This is a genomic window from Umboniibacter marinipuniceus, assembly GCF_003688415.1.
GTDB classification, from domain to species: Bacteria; Pseudomonadota; Gammaproteobacteria; order Pseudomonadales; family DSM-25080; genus Umboniibacter; species Umboniibacter marinipuniceus.
The window spans coordinates 228,585-248,873 of sequence record NZ_REFJ01000004.1; the positions used below are offsets into that span (position 1 = coordinate 228,585).

Below are 20,289 nucleotides of genomic sequence, written 5' to 3' on the forward strand. Positions count from 1 at the left end.
CATGACCGAGCATAACGACGAATACGAAGACGATTGGATCAGCAAATCCGAAGTAAAACGCCAGATGGAAGCGCTCCAGTCGCTTGGCACTTCACTCATTGAACTCAATAAGAAGCAACGCGCGACGATTCCTATGTCGGAACTGCTTGCCGAAGCGATTGATGAGTACGACCGTCTAAAGCATAAAGAAGCTAAACGCCGAATGATGCAACGTATTGGTAAGCTGATGCGTGATGAAGATAGCGAAGCCATTCAACAGGCCTATGAGCTAACTCAGCCTGGCTCTGAGGCTAACGTTAGGCGCGAGAAGCAATTAGAGTCCTGGCGTGCCCGACTCATTGACCGAGGTGATCAAGCTGTTTTTCAGCTTATTGAAGAATTCCCTCAGGTGGACCGTCAACAAATGCGCAACCTAGTTCGTAATGCTCAGAAGGCTGCCGCTAAACAGCCCGACAACCCCTATTCAACCAACGATGCCAAGAAGCTATTCAAAGCCCTACGTGACTATTTAATTGACTAGCGAGCCGCCGGTTACACTGAAATAGAAGCTTAGATACTGAAATAGCAGCTTAGAGCCCACTGCTATTTCTCTTCGTTTTTCCCAAAGAATCGTTCGAAACTGACATCGGGCTCGTCAATGGAACCACTCACTTTGTAACTGAGCGTGGAAAGCTGATCCATCTGTTCCTCAAACAGCTGCCCTGCCAAGAACACGCCCGCTGCGGCAGGTAAACTCACTGCGATGGCCGTAATCCAAGCCACATTATTGCCAACGGGTAAGGTTACATTTAAGCGCGAGTCAACGGTATTTTCATTCAAGTCAGCGGTGCCGGTCATAACGAATCGCGAGGATGGGCTATCAAGCTCTACGGGAGTGACAACACTTAAGTGGCCAACATCCAAAATAAACCGCCCCGATAGCTCATCAAAACTAATTCCACCCTTCTCCAAGTCCGAGAAGTCTAACTGGAGCCTTCTGGCCCAGGTATTAAAGTTAAATAGGTTAAACAATCTCATCGCATCCGTACTCGCGGACGTGGTCTCTAGCTTTCCACGAGTAAGACTAAATTCAACATCGGCCGCAGCCGTGAGCAACTCAAAATCGAATGGGTTCCCGAACCAACTTGAACGCAGGGTCAGCTCAGATTGCTCTGCGGCAATGGGAATCGCCCAGTCCATTTCCTCACGTAGCTGCGCAAAGTTAGCCGTCTCCATGCGCAGGTTCATCGCCGTGGAATTACCCTCTTGACGTTCCCGCCACTCTATCCATAGCGGTCCGCTCGCGGAGGGTTCAACGGTCAAACCGCCATATTCACCACTAATATCCTGCAAGCGGAAGCCATCATCCAAGCGCCTGGTATTGAATTCCCAGCGGCCGTAGTCCTGCCCATCTACGCTTAAATCATCTACTCGGGCGTTGAGCTCCGGAAGCCGGTGAAGCATCATTGGAGAGATTGCTTGCTGTCGACCACCTTGAGCACCACCACCGGAAGTATTTATGGCCGGGAGCTTAAGATAGTCGAGGTTTAGCTCCCAAGGCTGATCACCGTCGGCAATACGTACGCCGCCCGAGAACTCGTTGGCACTGGCATCAAACTGCCAAGCCATAGACTCTCTGCTAGCAATGCCCTCCACTTCTGTTAACAGGATATCATCGGCCAAGCGCAACTGATTAGTTCGCGCCGCAGCCCCAATGGTCAACCCTGACACTGACTCCCCGCCGCCGCCAAAGTTGGTTTGCTTTCGCCCGAACCAGTCCAGAAAACGGTTAGGATCTAAATAATCAAGCTCTGCACTCAACCAGATATCAGCGCGGGGCTCGTGAAGCTCTGAGTCAAGTTTACCGAGGGAGATGATCAACTGCCGCAGCGATCCGCCAGCGATCTCCATCTTGCTCCGAAAATCATCGCGATAATCAATCTGGACGGTGTAGCCGTTTTCGTAAAAGGGGATAGTAACTCTAAAGGGCGTCTCTTCTGCCGCGGTCTTTGACCAACGATCGGGTAGGTCAACCGCTACGCCTACTAGCTTGGACTCCACAATCACTCGCGGCGGCAACTCCTTGCGCAAACTAAAGCTACCGTTAAAATCGGTAGTGCCAACACCGAATAGATCCAGCGGCTGGCCCACCCAATCGGCCAACTCATTGATTGTGGCGCTCGTATTAAAGCCCAGAGACAAATTATCTAGATTACCGCTCAGCGTCAGTGCTAGGGGGTCACTGTAGAAGAAACCTTGAAGATCGGTGGATTCTAGGGAGTAAAGATCCGATTCCACACGTCCCGTTAAGTCCGCAATGGAAAGCCCTACGTCATCAATTCTCAGGTCAACGCCATTCAGCTCCGCATCAATTAATATCTCTGGCGTAGCGCCAGGCGACAGCTCGCTGCGAATACTTACCTCTGCGTCAACACCCCCGGTGAATTGCCAGCTACCGAGAGTCCCTGCAATATTATCCCATACCGGAGTTTGTTGGAATGCACCGATAATTTCACCACTCTCTCCAGCAGTAAGCACATCAACCTCTAGCGCCATTACCCCACGGTGGTTCGGTTCTAAGTAGACTTTCTCAACCACTAGGTTTCCACCTAAGTAGGAAAGAGGCTGGATATCCGCGGTCACTACGGAATTATCGAGGATGACTCTTCCATTTACTCCGTTAATAGCAGGCCAGCCGTCCAGGTAGTTCAATGTCGCGTTCTGTGCGTCTACCTTGAGTTGCACAACATTACAGCTTGAACAGTCGTTACCCAATTCAGCGAGCATCACAAAATCCGCCTCGGCAATGTCTCCTGCTACCAGCGCACTGTCCAGCCAATCTCTTAAGCCGGGCGAAACGATAAAGGGCACAAGTCGCTCATGCCAGACTACCTGAGAGTGGTCCAAACCAATCTGTAAGGTCAGCTTACTGGTCACATTCTCAACAGGCTTAGTGAGCCCATCTAGATAAAAGGCGCCAGACATTACCCCCATTGGCCCAAGCATTTGCAGGTCACTTGCCCCAACCTGTACTCGATCAATACTGGTATCGACTTGCCAAAATACACGCCCTGAAGCTTGATCCGTTTCAAACGCTGCATCATAGATAGTTGGGAAAGCCATGGTAAAATTAGTAGCGCGGATGTCTACATAGCCACTCAGCGCCGTGGCAACCAGGCTCCCTGAAAGGTTAGTGACGGCAGGAGCCCCTCCCCACGCCTCGACGTTGACCACATCAAGCTCGGCGCTGAAAGCGGTATCCATTAGCGAGGCGAAAGGCAGCTTAACTGACACATCTCGAAGCGTACCAGTGGGGTTAAGTGTGGCGAATACCTCAGTCAACTTACTCGACGGCAACCTCGCAATCGCTTTAGCGGTATCAGCTAAATTGACCCTGGGAATATCAACCTGAATAAATGCACCCGGCCCCGTAAGCTCGCCTTCAACCAAGATAGCAGGTAACGTATAGGCGTCCTCGTTTAAATGAAAGGCCGCATTCTCCACTAGGAGCCGGCTGACTCGCTGGCCATCCCACTGCATCGCAAGATCAGCTCGAACAGTATGAAGGCTAAACTGCTCCCAGCTGGCGGGTAGCGGAATATAGCTAAACGACATTTCGCCCTGAGCTCGAACTTGATCGATGGAGTCCCAATCTACCCAAAGCTGTCCGCCAATAGCCAAATCTTCAGTCAGATTCAGTTCACCCGAAAAGATACGTGATTCCAGAGCAAGCGCCTTGACGTCATCATCAATGACCTGATTGCGGATATCAAGATAGGCCTCTCCATCGAACTTGGGTGACCAAGGAAGTCCTTCAAAGTCCGCGAGAAAGCTGACCTGCCGAGCTAAACGCCCTACTAATAACTCAGCCTCTATGGTATTCCCTGTGCGGTGAGCTTGAATATCGGCAACGGCTATCACCAACGGCAGCTCAACGTTATTTCGGGTAATAAGCCTGATGGTCGAATCTCGCAACGTTAACGACTTGGCACGAAACAGACTATTTAGAAACTGTTTCACATCCGCGCCTTCGGTTGAACCACCACTATCCGCAGAAAACCAAAGGCCGTCAGTACGTTGCTGCAGAGAGAAGTCGAGCCCCGAAATCTCGCCACTGCGCGTTGTTAAGGCGCCATTCCAGAGCGAACTCAGTAAATCAATTTGGAGAAACAAACGCTCGAAAGTGGCTATAATATTGCCGTCGCGATCTACGACTTGGACGCCTCTTATCTCAATCTCCGGCGCCAAGCCAGGCCAATCTGCGGAGAGTGAGTCACTTTGGACCTGCAATCCTGTGATGGCTGAGAGGTAGCCATCGAATTCCGCTCGGTACTTAGCGGCATTCGGAGTTAATTCACGCGCAAGGCTTATCACAATGGCACAGATAACCAGCAAACTTAATAAAGTCCACCAAAAGGCGGTGATAAGAAAAGGAACGATGCGCTTCGTCATACTAAAATAATATCGTACTGTTCTTGGCTATAGAGGGGTTCATGGCGGAACTCGATGATTTTACCGGACAGCAGTTCAATATCTGCTACCGCCGTTGATTCTTCATCCAACAGACGATCAATGACGGTTGAAGAGGCCACTACAACAAGCTTTTCGCCCTCAAACTGGCGCGCGTCACGAAGAATTTCGCGGAATACTTCATAACATACGGATTCCGCGGACTTAACAACACCCCGCCCATCGCAGACCGAACATAAATCACAGACCTGCTGCTCTAAACTCTCGCGGGTACGCTTTCGTGTCAGTTCAATCAGACCGATTTCTGAAATGCCGGTGATCGTTGTCTTGACTGAATCTTTGACCATGACCTTAGCAAAGGCTCTGTGCACGGTTCTTCGGTGTTCTGGATCCTTCATGTCAATGAAGTCGAGAATAATAATCCCGCCAATATTACGTAGCCTCAACTGCCTCGCTATAACACCAACCGCCTCCAGGTTAGTCTTAAAAATGGTTTCCTCAAGGGTTTTCCCACCCACGTAGCCACCAGTGTTCACATCCACGGTGGTCATGGCTTCCGTTTCATCAATAACAATATGACCACCGGACTTGAGCTGAACGGTGCGTTTCAGTGCTTTCTGAATCTCGTCTTCAACGCCAAACAAGTCGAACAGCGGAGTCTTGCCCTTACTTAGCGAGAGCCTGGCGGTAATGTTGGGGAAATATTTATTGGTAAAACGAGTAAGCTCTTCGTAAACGTCTTCGTCGTCTATACGAATACGGTCTATATCGGGGCGAACATAATCTCGAATCACTCGGAGGTACAAGGGTAAATCTTGATGAACGCGGCGCGGAAATTTTTGGTTGGTATCCGTAAGCTGACGCTCAATATCCAGCCAAAGCTTCTGAAGAAACTTGGCATCTGAAGCGAGTTCAGACTCATCAGCGCCTTCGGCCACTGTGCGAATAATGAAGCCTCCACCGCGCTCATCTCTGCAGTGCTCGGTGATCTGCTTTAGTCGCTCGCGTTCAACTTCATCATCAATACGCTGGGAAACGCCAACGTGATCCGTCTTCGGCATGTATACCAAATATCTGGAAGATAAACTAAGGTGAGTGGTAACTCGGGCACCCTTTGTGGCAATGGGATCTTTTATCACTTGAACCGCAATGCGCTTCCCTTCATGCAGTAGTTCGCGAATGGGTGGGGTTGCCGATGACGGCTTTCGCAACTCCATACCATGCTGGTCTAATTCCACAACATCTTGAGCGTGGATAAAGGCCGCTTTCTCCAAGCCAATATCTACAAACGCGGCTTGCATGCCGGGCAGTACGCGCTGAACTTTGCCCACATAGATGTTGCCAACGAGGCCTCTGTGGTTAGCACGCTCTAAGTAGAGCTCGTGCGCCAAGCCGTCTTCCACAATCGCAACACGCGTCTCAAGTGGGGTGATATTGATTAGTATTTCGTTACTCATCGCTGTTCAGTACTCGAATTCCATAGATAGACAATAGCTCAGCGGTTTCCACCAGTGGTAGCCCGACCACGGCATGGTAACTACCATTGATTCGCTCAACGAAAGCACCGCCCACTCCCTGTATTGCATAAGCCCCCGCTTTGTCCTGAGGCTCTCCCGTCGTCCAATAGTAAGCCATCTCGGATTCGGATAGACGCCGGAAAAAAACTTCCGTTAACACTACGCGGCTTTCGGTACTGGTGCCATCCGTAACAGCCACCGCGGTAAGAATTTCATGGCTGCGCCCCGACATGGCGCGCCACATGCGCAGAGCGTCCTCTTTATCCCTTGGTTTTTCTAGCACCACACCATCAAGCACACCTAAGGTATCCGAGCCAATCACTACGCCGCTTCTACCTTGAATACCCGCTTCAGCCTTCTCTCTAGCCAAGCGCTCAACATAAGCATAGGCGGACTCGCCTTTAGCTTGTCGCTCCACAATGTCATTGCTCACCACCTCAAAGGGAATACCCAACAGCGCTAGTAACTCTCGGCGACGCGGCGACGCTGACGCTAGAAAAAGATTGCTCTTGGTCATCGCGGCATTGCTCGTTTTGGGTGGAGCCATTTCATAAACACTTTCCAGATTGGCCAAACTAGGGCAGAGGTGGTGGCGGGAAGCAAATAACTCAGTCCAGGCATCGCCTCCCCGCGAATAGCAAAGCCCCAGTTAATGATAGCTTGAGAAATTCCCATTAGAACGAATACGAACAGAATTCGCTGTACCCACGTGAACATTAGTAAGCGGCGATTCATCAACGTGGTGAGATAGGCAACAACGCAGAAGCCTAGCACGTGAGAACCAAACAGCGCACCGGTGAGTGCATCGGCAATGATGCCGCAAATAAAAGCGGTCCCTAAGGAGACTTTATCGGGAAAATAGATACACCAAAACACCACACTCAACCCTAAGAGCGAAGGACGATAAATGGGGTCGACAACACTCGCCACAGTGAATAAGACTGCTACCAGCACAGTAATCACCGCTGCCATCCAAACCTGCGGCAACATTAGTCTAACTCACCTGGTTCAGTTGCTGGCAAATCCGCGTCTTGAAGGCCCTCGGTGTCCACTGACAGATGAGGAACCAAGATCATATAGAAGCGGCTCTTATTAAGCTGAGCGTAAGGGCGTACACGAATCTCCATGAACGGCTGATTCGGATCGCGAAGCAGAAAATCTACCTCGCCTACGGGATAGCCTTCGGGGAATACGTCTCCCAACCCAGATGTAACGATGACATCACCTGGCTGTACGGAAGAGGTTTGTGGCACGAAGAGAAGCTGCAGTTGACTGATATCTCCCGCGCCTTCAGCTACCGAGCGTTCATCGCTCGACAAGAAACGAACCGGAAGCGCGTGACTTTGATCCGTTAGCAGCAGAATGCTTGCGGTGGTGGCAGACACATCAATAACTTGACCCGCAACCCCTAAACGATCCAAAACGGGAAGGCCAATTCGAACACCGTCCTCCTTGCCCTTATCAACGATAATTACCTGTCGGACCGGATCAGGCGCAACACCAATAAGCTGCCCGGTAATGACGTCGTGACTTAAACGCTCAGAGGCACCCATCATCTGTCGCAGACGATCGTTCTCGCTAGTCACTGACTGAAACTGTTGCAGCATCCGTTGCAGCTGCTCATTTTCCGCCCGCAGCGCAGAATTCTGAGCCATAAGACGTTCTCGACTGACTAGATTATCGTCACCCCATTGGTCGACGCGATCCGGTAAACTGCTCAGCCAATAAAAAGGCGCCGACAAAGTTGTCAGCGCCATTCGCATTGAGCTTAAGCCCACGTTCTTATCAACAGCTAATAGGATGACTGCCACGACGATGAGCCGAACAAGGTAACTTCCTAACTTGGCATCACGTTTAAACAGCGGTTTGATAAGATCACCTCAATTATGAGAACAGTAATCCAAGCTTACTATTATCCAACATCTCTAGAGCTTTACCGCCACCACGCGCCACACAGGTAAGTGGGTCTTCAGCAACGATGGCCGGAAGACCTGTTTCTTCCATAATTAGACGGTCTAGATCTCGTAGCATGGCGCCACCACCAGTCAGTACGATACCCGATTCAGCAATATCCGATGCCAGTTCAGGCGGAGACTGCTCAAGCGCTGTTTTAACCGCTTGGATAATTCCCGCTAGCGGATCCTGCAGTGCTTCCAGAATTTCATCACTATTCAGCGTGAAACTACGTGGTACACCCTCGGCTAAGTTGCGGCCACGAACATCGATCTCGCGTAATTCAGAGCCGGCATAAGCACAGCCAATTTCATGCTTGATTCGCTCTGCTGTGGCATCACCAATTACACTGCCATAGTTGCGGCGTACGTAGTTAGAAATAGCTTCATCGAAACGGTCACCACCGATTCGAACTGAGTCCGAGTAAACCACGCCCGACAAGGCTAAAATTGCGATCTCAGTGGTACCACCACCAATATCAACAACCATGGATCCGCTGGCTTCTTCAACAGGTAGTCCGGCACCAATTGCCGCCGCCATTGGCTCTTCAATAAGGTGTACTTCACGCGCTCCGGCGCCAAGTGCTGACTCACGAATAGCTCGACGTTCAACCTCAGTGGCCATGCATGGCACACAAATGAGCACCCGTGGACTTGGCGTGACGAACGACGACTCATGAGTTTTACGGATAAAGTGTTGCAGCATTTTTTCGGTAACTTTGAAGTCCGCAATCACACCATCTTTCAAGGGACGAATTGCGGAAATATTCCCCGGCGTTCTTCCCAGCATGCGCTTGGCTTCAACACCCACGGCCTCAACCATTTTGGTGCCTTTGTGATCACGGATAGCAACCACTGACGGTTCATCAAGAATGATACCTTTGTCTTTTGCGTAAATTAGCGTGTTGGCGGTACCCAAATCGATCGAAAGATCGCTTGAGAACATGCCGCGAATGCCTTTGAAAAGCTTCATTTAGTTAACCTTTTTAACTGTGCTCGGCCACTCGTCATAACGGTGAGATCTAGGCGCCAAACTTTTTTATATAGAATGATGCAACTCTAACAACCATGGGGTTTTAGAGCAAGGAGCTAATGTGTTAAGTTACCCCCATTGGTCGGTTTTTTAGGCACGGTTCGCTTTTATGACCACAGAGTGCCAAATTCGTTCGCTTTTAAGAGGTTTTTACGCGGTATGTCCATCACTAATGAGTCCGTTCAACACGTTGCTGAACTCGCAATGTTATCACTCGATCAACCCGCCATTGACAAGGCAACAGAGAAGCTCAACCAAGTGCTTAATCTGATTGATAATCTGCAAGCGGTGGACACCGATGATGTGGAGCCATTAGCTCACCCACTGGACGCAATTCAGATCCTGCGAGCTGACGAGGTCACCAAGCAAAACAATCGCGACGCGCTGTTAAGTAACGCGCCTGAATCCCAAGATGGACAATTCGTTGTTCCACGCGTTGTAGAATAGGATGAGCGATATGACACTGCACACTCAATCGGTAGCACAACTCAGTCAGCTGTTAAGCCAGGGCACCGTATCAAGCACCGAACTTACCGAACACTTTCTGAAGCGAATCGAATCACTCGATAGCGACATTAACAGCTTCATCACGGTGAATCGCGATGGCGCGCTAAAGCAGGCTCAGATGGCCGACAAACAAAGAGCCGACGGCTTAGCTGGCCCACTCACCGGCGTACCGATTGCCCATAAAGATATTTTCTGTACCCAGGGGATTAAAACTACCTGCGCTAGCCGCATGTTAGAGAACTTCATACCTCCCTATGAATCCACTGTTACCGCCAACATCGCCGCGGCAGGAATGGTTAATCTGGGGAAAACCAACATGGATGAATTTGCCATGGGTTCGTCCAACGAAACGAGCTTTTTTGGTGCCTCACGTAACCCTTGGAATACTAACCACATCCCAGGAGGCTCATCGGGAGGCTCTGCAGCAGCCGTCGCGGCGGCCCTAGCGCCCATCGCAACCGGCACCGACACTGGCGGCTCTATTCGTCAACCCGCCGCGCACACGGGGCTCACCGGCATAAAGCCTACCTATGGCTCGGTTTCGCGCTGGGGGATGATTGCTTTCGCGTCCAGCCTAGACCAAGCGGGCCCTATGGCAACATCCGCTGAAGATGCCGCGTTGCTGCTCAACACCATGGTGAGTCACGACAACCGAGACTCAACTAGCGTAGCCCATCCAAATAGCGATTTTCTAACCAAGCTCAACACACCAATTAGCGGTTTACGGATCGGTGTCCCAGCCTCCTTTTTTAGCGCTGACTTGGATTCGGAAGTCGGGGACGCTATTCAGCTTGCTATTAGCCAACTGCAGCAGCAGGGGGCAGTTATCGTTCCCATCTCTCTCGAAATGAACCAACACGCTCTGAGCGCTTACTATGTCATTGCGCCATCGGAAGCCTCGGCGAACTTATCGCGGTTTGATGGCGTTCGATTCGGCCATCGATGCGAAGATCCAAAGGACCTCAAGGATCTCTATAGCCGTTCGCGTAGCGAAGGGTTTGGAGCCGAGGTACAGACCCGAATATTAGTGGGTACTTACGCCCTTTCGGCCGGTTACTACGACGCCTACTATCGCAAGGCCCAAAAACTCCGCCGCCTCATCAAAGACGACTTCGAGCAGGCGTTCAAACAGGTTGATGTGATTCTCGCCCCAACCACTCCTTCTACCGCTTGCAAACTTGGCGAGAAATTTGGTGACCCGGCCAAAATGTATCTCGAAGACATTTACACCCTCGCCGTGAACCTAGCCGGCTTGCCCGCAATGTCTCTACCCTGCGGCATGGCTAAAGGCCTGCCGATTGGCATGCAACTCATTGGCCCTGCATTCGGCGAAGCGAATATTCTTCACCTTGGCCACCAATTCCAACAACACAGCGACTGGCACAAGCAGCGAGCGCCTATTGCCTTGCAGGAGGTTTCAGCATGAAGTGGGATGTTGTTATTGGCCTAGAAATTCACGTTCAGCTTGCCACCAAGAGTAAGATTTTCTCTGGTAGCTCCACGCAATTTGGTGCAGCACCCAACACCCAAATTGACGAAGTCGATATGGCGCTTCCAGGTACCTTACCGGTAGTAAATCGTGGCGCGATTGAAATGGCGACTAAGTTCGGATTGGCCATTGGCGCGGAAATTGGCCGAGAGTCGGTCTTCGAGCGCAAGAATTACTTTTACGCCGACTTACCCAAGGGATATCAAACCACTCAGCTCGACAAACCCATTGTTGGCGCTGGCGTAGTGACCGTAACACTTGAAGATGGTTCGGAGCGAAACATTCGAATTCATCACGCTCATCTCGAAGAAGATGCCGGCAAATCCATTCACACTGAAATTCCAGGTAAGACGGCAATCGACCTCAATCGTGCGGGCACCCCACTCATTGAAATCGTTACCGAGCCCGATATCAGCTCCGCTGAGGAAGCTGTCGCTTTCCTGCGGAAGATCCACTCGCTAATTACCTACATTGGCATCTCAGACGGCGATATGTCGCAGGGGTCTATGCGTTGCGACGCGAACGTATCGGTTAAACCTGCCGGCCAGGAAGCGCTTGGCACACGGGCCGAAATCAAAAACATCAACTCATTTCGCTTCGTAGAAAAGGCAATCAAAGTTGAAACCCAACGGCAAATTGAACTCATCGAAGATGGTGGGACCGTGGTTCAGGAGACTCGCCTTTACGACAGCGAAAAAAATGAGACCCGCAGTATGCGTTCGAAGGAAGTGGCCAATGACTATCGCTACTTCCCATGTCCTGATTTATTACCCATACATATTGATGATAGTTTTATTGAGGCGCTGCGCGCAACGCTACCGGAGCTCCCTGATGACAAGGCCGAACGCTTTGTAAGCGATTATCAAATACCTAGATATGACGCATTACTTATTGCTAGTGATCGCTTACTATCTGAGTATTACGAAGCGGTTGTTGAAGGCTGCCAGCAAGCCAAATTGGCGGCCAACTGGGTGATGGGGGAGCTCTCTGCCGCACTCAATCGCGATGGTATTAGCATTGCTGAGTCGCGCGTCAGCGCAACCCATCTGGCACAACTTATCACCCGAATTGATGACGGCACGCTTTCATCCAAAATTGCAAAGCAAGTGTTTGAGACTTGCTGGAAGGACCAACTCACCCCAGATGAAATCATCGAACGTGACGGTCTTAAGCAGAATTCCGATAGTGGCGCATTAGCATCCATGATCGATGAGGTTATCGCTAATTCGGCCGCTCAAGTAGCTAACTACAGCAAAGCCGCCGCGGATAAGCGACCGAAAATGCTTGGTTATTTCGTGGGTCAGATCATGAAGGCTAGCAAGGGTCAGGCAAACCCTAAGATGGTCAATGAGTTATTAGTTGCCAAATTAAACGCATTCATTGAGGAGTAACCATGGCTCCACCGCAACTGCCTATCTCTTCTTTCACCTATGTTGCTAAAGGCTTACGCTTGCTACTAGATAAACGAATTCGCCCTTTTGTGGTGATTCCTATCAGCATCAACGCGGTGTTGTTTATTGCGCTGAACATCTATGTCTTTAGCCATCTTAGCGAATGGAATCAGTGGCTGGTTGATACCTATCTTCCTGACTGGGATTGGCTCCGCGCACTGGTAGGCTGGTTAGTGGCAATTCTTGCTACACTGGGAATCTTGGTTGGTAGCGCCTATACCTTCAACTTCGTTGCCGGGCTGATTGCGGCGCCGTTTAACGGCTTACTGGCTGAAAAAGCGGAAGAGTTGTTGTCGGGTAGAAAACCCCCACCAGAGAAGATCTCCGCCATGGTTTGGCGCACACTTGGACGTGAATTTCGCAAACTCGGCTACTTCATTCCCCGCGCGATAGGCGTATTGTTAGGTTGCTTCCTACTCGGTTTCATACCGGTCGTAGGCTTAGCGGCCCCATTCCTAGCTTTCGCATGGGCCGCTTGGTCGTTGTGCATTCAATATTCGGACTATTGTTTTGATAACCACCAAATCAACTTCAATGAAACGCTTAACAAGCTGCGTCAGACCCGCCCACAGAGCTACGGTTTCGGCGCCACCATTGCTGGCGCCTCGATGATACCCATTATTAATTGGTTTGTGATGCCAGCCGCGGTGATTGGAGGCGTTGTCTACTGGGTAGAAAAACACCAAGACCCGCATTTTAAGGCCAAAGATACGACCAACGACAAGGCTATTCGCGACCAAAACACCCCTAGCTAGGAATCAGCTAGGGGTACCTGCTAATGGAGTACATGCGTTAAACCGTCGAGCGCCATCTGGACGGAGATCATCACTAGAATCATCCCCATTAAACGCTCTACCGCAACCAAGCCACGATCGCCCAACAACTGATAGAACTTAGTTGAGAAGAACAAGATCACCGCTGACACGCCCCATGCAGCAAGCAGCGCCCCAGTCCACTCCATCATCATATCCGGATTTTGACCCACCAATAGCATCAAGAATGCCAAGGCTGAAGGCCCCGCAACCAGTGGGATGGCTAAAGGCACAATGAATGGTTCGCCGGAGGCATGCTCCCCCATAATTCCGCCTTCAGCCGGCGGAAAAATCATCCGGATAGCAATAATGAATAGCACAATGGCGCCACCGATTGAGATGGTCTCGGTTTGCAAGCCCAGCGCATCCAGTACAACTTTACCAAAGAAGAGGAAAAACAAAAGAATCCCAAGCGCAATGAGAAGCTCGCGGATAAGCACCCGCTTACGTCGCTTCTCATCCACATCACGAAGCACCGCCAAGAATACAGGGATATTTCCAAGCGGATCCATTACCAGCAATAGTGTTAAAAAGGCGGTTAGCCAATCCATTTTAAGCGTCCTTTGTTTATGTCCAATACACTCGTCAATTCTAGCGGCTAGTCTAAGGCATCACAGCGCTGAAGGAATGATTGTATCTTCTCGTACTGATCCAAGCGGTTCTCCTTAAAATATAGCCCATGACCTTCTTTGTCATAGAAGTAATATTCATAATCAAGGTCAGTAGTCTCAAGCGCTTCAATCATCGTTTCTGCTCCCACCATTGGTGTCCGCGTATCCTCTCGGCCGTGCACAATCATAAAGGGAACCTTGATGCGATCAAGATTGTGGATTGGTGAGTTAACACGAAGGAATTCTGGATCTGAACCAATTGCCTTGTTCTCGTAGCCTCCGGTATTAAAACCTGAGCCGGCATCCCACGTGTCCAGCTGCTGAGCTAAATCAAAAACCCCTGCGATGATCACACTACAATCGTAGTAGTCATTATGACGAACGATACTCTGAGCTGAGGCATAGCCCCCGTAACTGATGCCCATTATGTAGATCTTCTCACCCACTTCGTAGTTAGCTTGAACATACTCAGCACCTTCGCGCATATCATCAAGCATACGAGTGCCCCATTGACGATAACCCGCCTCTTCGAAGTTGAGGCCATAACCACCTGATCCACGGAAATTCGGGGCAAATACCGCGTAGCCAAGCTCCGCCATCATTTGCATCCGCCCGTCAAACTCATAGGGGATATAGGGTCCGTGAGGGCCACCATGAATATAGTTAACCAAACCCTTAGGTTGCCCACTTCGCGGCATGAGTAGCCAACCCTGAAGTTGGATACCATCCGATGACTGGTAGTTGATTGCCTCAAAGGAGTTCAGCCCTAGCTGATCTATCGCATCTGCTGAACCAACCAAAAAGCGTGCTTGTCCTTTCTCGGCCTCCCATGCGTAGTACTCTCCGTTAATACCCGGTGAGCCAACATGAAGCGTAAAGTTCTCAGCGTTATCGTCAGCACCCGATAGGGTGACGTTATAACCGTCAAAGCTTCGAACAAACCCGCCCACGATACGCGCGGCCTTCGTCTCTTGGTACATCTTAAATTCAGGCTTGTCAGCAACCCACTGGGCAAATTCAGGGTAACCGTCTCTATCGTAGTTAACATCCACCGATGACACGAATCCATATTCGTCTTCAACCGTTACGGCTCCGCTCTGCAGCGCAATTTTCACTAGCTGCTGAGACGCATTCAGATCATCACCTACCTGCGAGAGACCGAATACAAAGTTACCGTCACTGGTGAGCGATTGCGCGTAGAAACCACCGGGCAAGTCAACGTCAATCTCAGTCCAGCGTTCATTTCTGCCGCGATGAAAATAGCGAGTCTCATAGTCAGGCGTAACTGCCCAACTAAAAGCTTTAGTCGCCTCGCGATTGGTCAAGAATTCTGCACCACGAGCAGGCCCTGTCACCATCTTCTTCATATCACCGGTAGCCAATTCTAAACGATAGATGGACGGTCGAACGCCACCATCGGCCTTCTCCCAAGGCATGATAGAAACCAAGATATTATTTGGGTCATCAGGAAGCGTTGACAAGACCCGCATACCGCCGCGAATTAGATCTCCTCGACCACGGGTATTATCTTCGTAGTTACCTTGGTAATACCAAATACGCTCATTATTGCCCGTTGAGACGTCAAGCAGGAAAAGGTCACCTACATCCGCTGGACGCTGACCTTCATTAATCTCTGTCAGTACCGCGTAGGCATAGCGTTCATTGTCAATCCAATAGCCATAGGAGACCTCGATATTGTCGCTTTCCTCGTACCGCACACTCTGCAATGGCTGCATGGTCTCTCGCGACAGAATAATAAGTGTGTTCCTTCCATCACGCTTTTGAATAACCGAAAAGTACTCGCCCGACGGTGAAACGGAGAGGTTGCGAAAGTCTCGCCCATCGAGTAACGCATTAAAGCTGCCAGGCAACTCGGCCTGTGCAGCAAAACTAGTGAATGCCAAGACTAGGCATAGAGCAATCGTTCTGATCATTTTTTATAATTCCTTTACTTTGATACGTAAGCCGTCTTGATTCACAAGAAACATCGATGACATCATGCCACTCTCGATAGATAGCTGATCGCCTTCTTTAAACGATGCATAACTCCCAGATTCTCTGCGGAAAGTTCTCCCCTGCTCGGTGGCAAAGAAAACCTGGCGTCGGGAGTTGCGGCGAACATCCGTTACAACTAGTGTTTGTGCATTGGCAATGACTTCGTCATAAGCTTCCTGTGCCCGCGCCGCTACTTCAGTATCCACCTGAGCAGCCCCCTCTCCTGCGGCAGCAGAAGTAGAAGTTAACACTGAAGTTGAAGTCGGACTGGGCTCGCTAGCTAGTAAGGCCGCCTCGGCATCAGAGCGCGTTACTTCGCTAGCTGATGCTATCGGCGCGTCATCCAGTGTAGAAGTTGAACTAGCTGGCATCACCACCTGAGGAGCTGGAGTAGCATTCGCGGGATCAGACGTAGCAGCCATCCCTGAGGTGGTAGATACCGCATCAGCGACTATGGCTGGCGAATCAAACAACGCGTCATAGCACGCGAGCCTTAGGCTATCACTTCGCTCTTGACGACATGCTTCAACTGACTGCCCCATCGCGAATGACGAAGCCATAACGCTGCTTACCATCAACGGTACTATAAGGCTTTGGCGGTTATTGCCCATGCTACAGGTGCTCCTTCATGTTCGAGAGATTGTTTGTGAACTTCAGCAAATCCAGCTTGCCTAAACTGCTCACAGATTGCTTCGGCGCCCGCTTCATCTTGGGCCACATCCACCATTTGACGGAAACGCTCCTTTGAGGCTTCAAAGTCAGGCAGAATCGAATTAATTCGCTGCTTTCTGGATTTAGCGTCGTCGCGAATATGTTTAAAATAGAGTAACACCTGAGTCACAAAGTCCACAAGAATTGGGTTTCGCGCCTCAGGCTCCACATTCATAATCTTCGAAACTTCGTCATTAACGACTTCACGTGCCGCCACGGCCTTGGCGCTTTGCGGTAGACGCGATGGATCGCCTTGGTACTCGTTTAAGCAAATATCAATATCTACGAGCGCCTGAACAACAATAGCCATAACGATGAAATCAAACTCACCCAACGCTTTCTCTGACATTTTAGTGATAATTGATCCATTATGGTGAACAAGTAGCTCTACCCTGCCTGTCGGCGTCAACGCTCTAAGCCGCGGTATAGATTCATCTATGTTGCTATATTCAAGTCCGTAAACCGAAGCGATGATATCGTATTCTTCGCGCGGAAGTTGCGCCACTTCGATACCCTGCTTGCCAACAAGCTCCACACTGAAACTTCCGTTGTCGCGCTTTTTAACCGCGTCTGATAGCGCAACTTCAGCTGCATCAACGCCAACGTAGTGACCTTCTAAGCTGGACTCGAATAGCGCTGGCAGTAGTGAGGCATTTCCGCAACCTACTTCAAGTACCGTCAACGGTGATGAACTTCCAGCTAGTACCTCGCGCCACCAATTATTGATATATCCTCGTGTGTAACCATCTGCATAGTACTCACCGAAAGTAGTGCTATGACCCTTCTGCCAAAAGTTACCCCATGCATCCATTATTATTCTCCAAAAAAAAAGCCCGCTAATGCGGGCTTTATTTTATATCAATCTAGCAAGTATTAAAGCTCGATTGAGTACTCTACGAAGATAACACGACCTGTGTTGTCGTACATGTACTCATCAGCTTGCTCGCCGAATTGGTCTAGCAACGGATCTTCGTTAAGGATGTTGTTAGCACCTACTTTAACTGTACCGTAGTCAGTGAAAGAGTAACCAACAGAAGCGTTGTGTACCATCCATGCATCGTACTCAGTACCGTTGATTGCGTCTTTAGACTCGCCGATGTAATCAACGTTCCAAGATGCAAATACGTTACCCATAGACCACTGAACGAAACCGTTTGAGCGCCACTCTGGGAAACCTAGGTCGCCCGCTGCGTTCGCAACGTTACCCTGACCAAAGTCCTGCTCGTATTCGTAAGTTAGGTAGTAAGATGAGTTACCACGTAGCTCGAACATACCGAAGCTAGTTTCGATCAAACCGCTCAACGAGAAGTCAACTGCTTCGCGAGTTAGGTCACCTACAGCATTCTGGTAGCCAGCGCTGATCTCTTCAACACGACCGTTCGCAGAACGAACAACTGCAGAGTTACCACCTTGCGAGTAGTAGTCAACATTAAGCATGTCCTGAGCAGAAACGTACTCGATTGAGTCAGAGATAGTTAGGTTGAAGTAGTTAACACCAACATTCCACGCGTCGAAGAAGTTGTAGTTAGCACCCAATGAGAAAGTCTGAGACGTTTCTGCATCAAGGTTAGGGTTAGAACCGATGTAAGTATCGAACTGACGTGAGTTACAGTCAGCTTCTGAGATACCGTTTAGCTGACAACCGTAGTAGTCAGTAGCAGTTTCAGCAGAGAATGATGTTACGCCGTAAAGGTCAGACAAGTCTGGAGCACGGAAACCTTCACCGTAAGATGCCTTGATGGTTAGATCAGGAATCATAGTGAATGTTGCACCCAAACGAGGAGATACTGCGCTACCGAAGTCAGAGTAGTCATCGTAACGAACAGCTGCATCAATATCTAACCAATCAGTGACTGGGAAGATTGCTTCCGCAGAGATTGCGCCAACGTTACGTGAACCTTCCGCAGAGTTACCTGCAGAACCACCAACTAGACCAGCTTCAGACTGACCATCAACGATTGCTGCGTACTTAACTTCGAAACCTTCGATTGCGAAGTAAGAAGACGCCATGCCGCCAGCCATATCGAACATATCCCACTGAAGACCGTAGAAAACCTTCTGAAGGTTCATGCGGTCGTCATTGATAGTAGTCGACTTAAGGTTAGCAACGTACTGATCGTAATCAGTGATGTTGTAGTTGATGTTGTACTCGAAACCACCGTAGCTCAAGTAGTAAGTACCGATAGATACTGACTTGTAGTCTGAGTAGGTGTAGTAAGCTTCGTAAGATAGTGAATCGTTGATGTCACCACGAAGACCTAAGTTGACGTCAGTCAAGTTGTCGTTAACTGTGTTGTCACGAGTACCGATGTCAACCCAACGGAAGTAACCGTTTACTGGCTGACCATACGGGTTCTTAGGATCAGAAGCTAGCGCCGCACCTGGTGCTGCTGGCGGAGCGTAACGACCGAAAGATTCGTTCTGAGCAATAACCGCGTCAGCGAACAACTCGATTTCGTCAGTTAGTTCGAACGTAGAGCTTACCCATGCGTTAACACGCTCAGAACCAGCGCGGTTTGCTGATACGTTAGCGTAAGCGTAACCACAGTAGAAACCTGTGTCTGGACCGAATACTAGGTCAGCCTGCATTTCACCAACGAATGAACCGTCATCAACACAGTTGTTACCTGGAGTTACTTCCCAAGTATCACGATCCATAGGGTCAAAAGGCTGACCATTGTAGTTAGGGTTTAGTAGCGTGTAACCGTAGAATGATACACCAGCTGTCTCGCCGTAACCCATGATGTAACCATCACCGTCAAGGTCAGAGTAACGTGCTGCAGTGTAGTCACGATCTTTGTCGAATACAGGATCACGGCTGTCGTACTCAAGACCGAACGTTACAGAACCACGATCGCCTTTAGCACCAGTCAAGAAAGAGAAGCTCTTCTCAACGCCGTCATCTTCAGAACGATCACCGTAGCGAGCGTTGAACTTCATTCCTTCGTAACCAGACTTAAGAATAACGTTTACAACACCAGCAACCGCGTCAGAACCGTATACCGCAGACGCGCCGTCAGCGATAATTTCTAGACGGTCAACTGCAGAGAAAGGAATCATGTTCAAGTTGACGGTACCGCCACCACCTAGTGATGGAGAACCTACTGTACGACGACCGTTCAAAAGAACAAGCGTCCGGCCAGCACCAGCACCACGAAGGTCAACAGTCGCGTTTGACTGAGCTGAGCTACCTGAAGACTCACGGAAAGAACCCAAAGAGTTCAAAGTAGAAGAACGTAGTGCATCAGCAACTGAGATGTCACCAGAGATCTTCATGTCATCAGCACTGATAGTGATGATTTCCTGAGAGTCAGTGTTAGTTGAACGCTGAATACGCGAACCGGTTACGAAGATTTCTTCAACCTGTGCGCCGTCTTCGGCTTCCTGTGCAAACGCAGGAAGAGCAACACCAGCCAAGACTGATGCACTAATCGCCGCGCGAATAGCATTTGATAAAGGTGCAGTTTTCATTAAATATCCCCCAAATGGTATTAATTGTTATTACTGCTTCCACCCACAAATGTAACCGAAACTAATAACAAAAAAAACCTTTTTTTTACGTATAACCCCGTAAACACCCTAGTAATTTCGTAGATGCATACTGCGAAACTACAGTATCCACAGCTGAAATCACCCTCGGCGTTTGCTTTGTGATCGTCTAAACTGCAGCATTGGTTGTACATACAATGGATGCTGTAGCAATTCACATCATTGATCAGTCCGCGGGCATCGCCATTTTTATGATTCGAAATTGGTCATATT

The 20,289-nt window shown here is 49.8% G+C and carries 16 protein-coding genes; 5 read left to right on the forward strand and 11 right to left on the reverse strand.

Annotated features, from left to right (window positions below):
- Position 1: 1 nt before the first annotated feature.
- The gene (gene yjgA, locus DFR27_RS09380) at positions 2–520 is read left to right on the forward strand and encodes a ribosome biogenesis factor YjgA (RefSeq protein ID WP_121877207.1); all 519 of its coding nucleotides are present in this window, start codon (positions 2–4) and stop codon (positions 518–520) included.
- Between the two features lie 62 nt (positions 521–582).
- On the opposite strand, the gene DFR27_RS09385 is transcribed toward yjgA, so the two are convergent.
- The 6 genes from DFR27_RS09385 to DFR27_RS09410 are packed head-to-tail and all read right to left on the reverse strand — an operon-like array spanning position 583 to position 8,891.
- Positions 583–4,431 (reverse strand): YhdP family phospholipid transporter, encoded by a 3,849-nt coding sequence (locus DFR27_RS09385; protein ID WP_121877208.1) that lies wholly within the window; start codon positions 4,429–4,431, stop codon positions 583–585.
- Positions 4,428–5,906: a ribonuclease G gene (rng, locus tag DFR27_RS09390; protein WP_121877209.1), complete on the reverse strand. Its 1,479-nt coding sequence runs from the start codon at positions 5,904–5,906 to the stop codon at positions 4,428–4,430. Before rng ends, DFR27_RS09385 begins: the two co-directional genes overlap by 4 nt.
- A complete protein-coding gene (locus DFR27_RS09395; protein WP_245962643.1) occupies positions 5,899–6,513 on the reverse strand; it encodes a Maf family protein in 615 nt (204 codons plus the stop codon). Before DFR27_RS09395 ends, rng begins: the two co-directional genes overlap by 8 nt.
- A complete protein-coding gene (mreD, locus tag DFR27_RS09400) occupies positions 6,480–6,956 on the reverse strand; it encodes a rod shape-determining protein MreD (RefSeq protein ID WP_121877211.1) in 477 nt (158 codons plus the stop codon). The genes DFR27_RS09395 and mreD overlap by 34 nt, the downstream gene beginning before the upstream one ends.
- Entirely contained in the window at positions 6,956–7,837 is an 882-nt protein-coding gene (mreC, locus tag DFR27_RS09405) for a rod shape-determining protein MreC (protein WP_121877212.1), read from the reverse strand. Before mreC ends, mreD begins: the two co-directional genes overlap by 1 nt.
- A 13-nt stretch (positions 7,838–7,850) precedes the next feature.
- Complete coding sequence (locus tag DFR27_RS09410) at positions 7,851–8,891, reverse strand: rod shape-determining protein (protein WP_121877213.1); 1,041 nt, start codon at positions 8,889–8,891, stop codon at positions 7,851–7,853.
- A gap of 219 nt (positions 8,892–9,110) precedes the next feature.
- On the opposite strand from DFR27_RS09410, the gene gatC reads away from it, so the two are divergent.
- From gatC to cysZ, 4 genes are read left to right on the forward strand one after another with little or no spacing between them, the layout of a single operon-like run.
- The gene (gene gatC / locus DFR27_RS09415; RefSeq protein WP_121877214.1) at positions 9,111–9,398 is read left to right on the forward strand and encodes an Asp-tRNA(Asn)/Glu-tRNA(Gln) amidotransferase subunit GatC; all 288 of its coding nucleotides are present in this window, start codon (positions 9,111–9,113) and stop codon (positions 9,396–9,398) included.
- A gap of 16 nt (positions 9,399–9,414) precedes the next feature.
- Positions 9,415–10,884, forward strand: coding sequence for an Asp-tRNA(Asn)/Glu-tRNA(Gln) amidotransferase subunit GatA (gene gatA, locus DFR27_RS09420; protein WP_121877314.1), 1,470 nt, complete (start codon positions 9,415–9,417; stop codon positions 10,882–10,884).
- Positions 10,881–12,338, forward strand: coding sequence for an Asp-tRNA(Asn)/Glu-tRNA(Gln) amidotransferase subunit GatB (gene gatB / locus DFR27_RS09425; RefSeq protein ID WP_121877215.1), 1,458 nt, complete (start codon positions 10,881–10,883; stop codon positions 12,336–12,338). Before gatA ends, gatB begins: the two co-directional genes overlap by 4 nt.
- Positions 12,339–12,340: 2 nt before the next feature.
- Positions 12,341–13,153, forward strand: a complete 813-nt coding sequence (cysZ, locus tag DFR27_RS09430; RefSeq protein WP_121877216.1) for a sulfate transporter CysZ — start codon at positions 12,341–12,343, stop codon at positions 13,151–13,153.
- Between the two features lie 20 nt (positions 13,154–13,173).
- Here the strand turns inward: cysZ and DFR27_RS09435 are convergent, their stop codons facing one another.
- The 5 genes from DFR27_RS09435 to DFR27_RS09455 form a co-directional block, all read right to left on the reverse strand.
- Positions 13,174–13,761, reverse strand: coding sequence for a YhgN family NAAT transporter (locus DFR27_RS09435; RefSeq protein WP_121877217.1), 588 nt, complete (start codon positions 13,759–13,761; stop codon positions 13,174–13,176).
- Between the two features lie 47 nt (positions 13,762–13,808).
- A complete protein-coding gene (locus tag DFR27_RS09440) occupies positions 13,809–15,755 on the reverse strand; it encodes an alpha/beta hydrolase family protein (protein ID WP_121877218.1) in 1,947 nt (648 codons plus the stop codon).
- A gap of 3 nt (positions 15,756–15,758) precedes the next feature.
- Positions 15,759–16,376 carry a hypothetical protein gene (locus DFR27_RS09445; protein WP_147434529.1) on the reverse strand — a complete coding sequence of 206 codons (618 nt, stop codon included), beginning with the start codon at positions 16,374–16,376 and terminating at the stop codon, positions 15,759–15,761.
- A gap of 23 nt (positions 16,377–16,399) precedes the next feature.
- A complete protein-coding gene (locus DFR27_RS09450; RefSeq protein ID WP_121877220.1) occupies positions 16,400–17,338 on the reverse strand; it encodes a class I SAM-dependent methyltransferase in 939 nt (312 codons plus the stop codon).
- A gap of 62 nt (positions 17,339–17,400) precedes the next feature.
- Positions 17,401–19,998 (reverse strand): TonB-dependent receptor plug domain-containing protein, encoded by a 2,598-nt coding sequence (locus DFR27_RS09455; RefSeq protein ID WP_121877221.1) that lies wholly within the window; start codon positions 19,996–19,998, stop codon positions 17,401–17,403.
- Positions 19,999–20,289 lie beyond the last annotated feature (291 nt).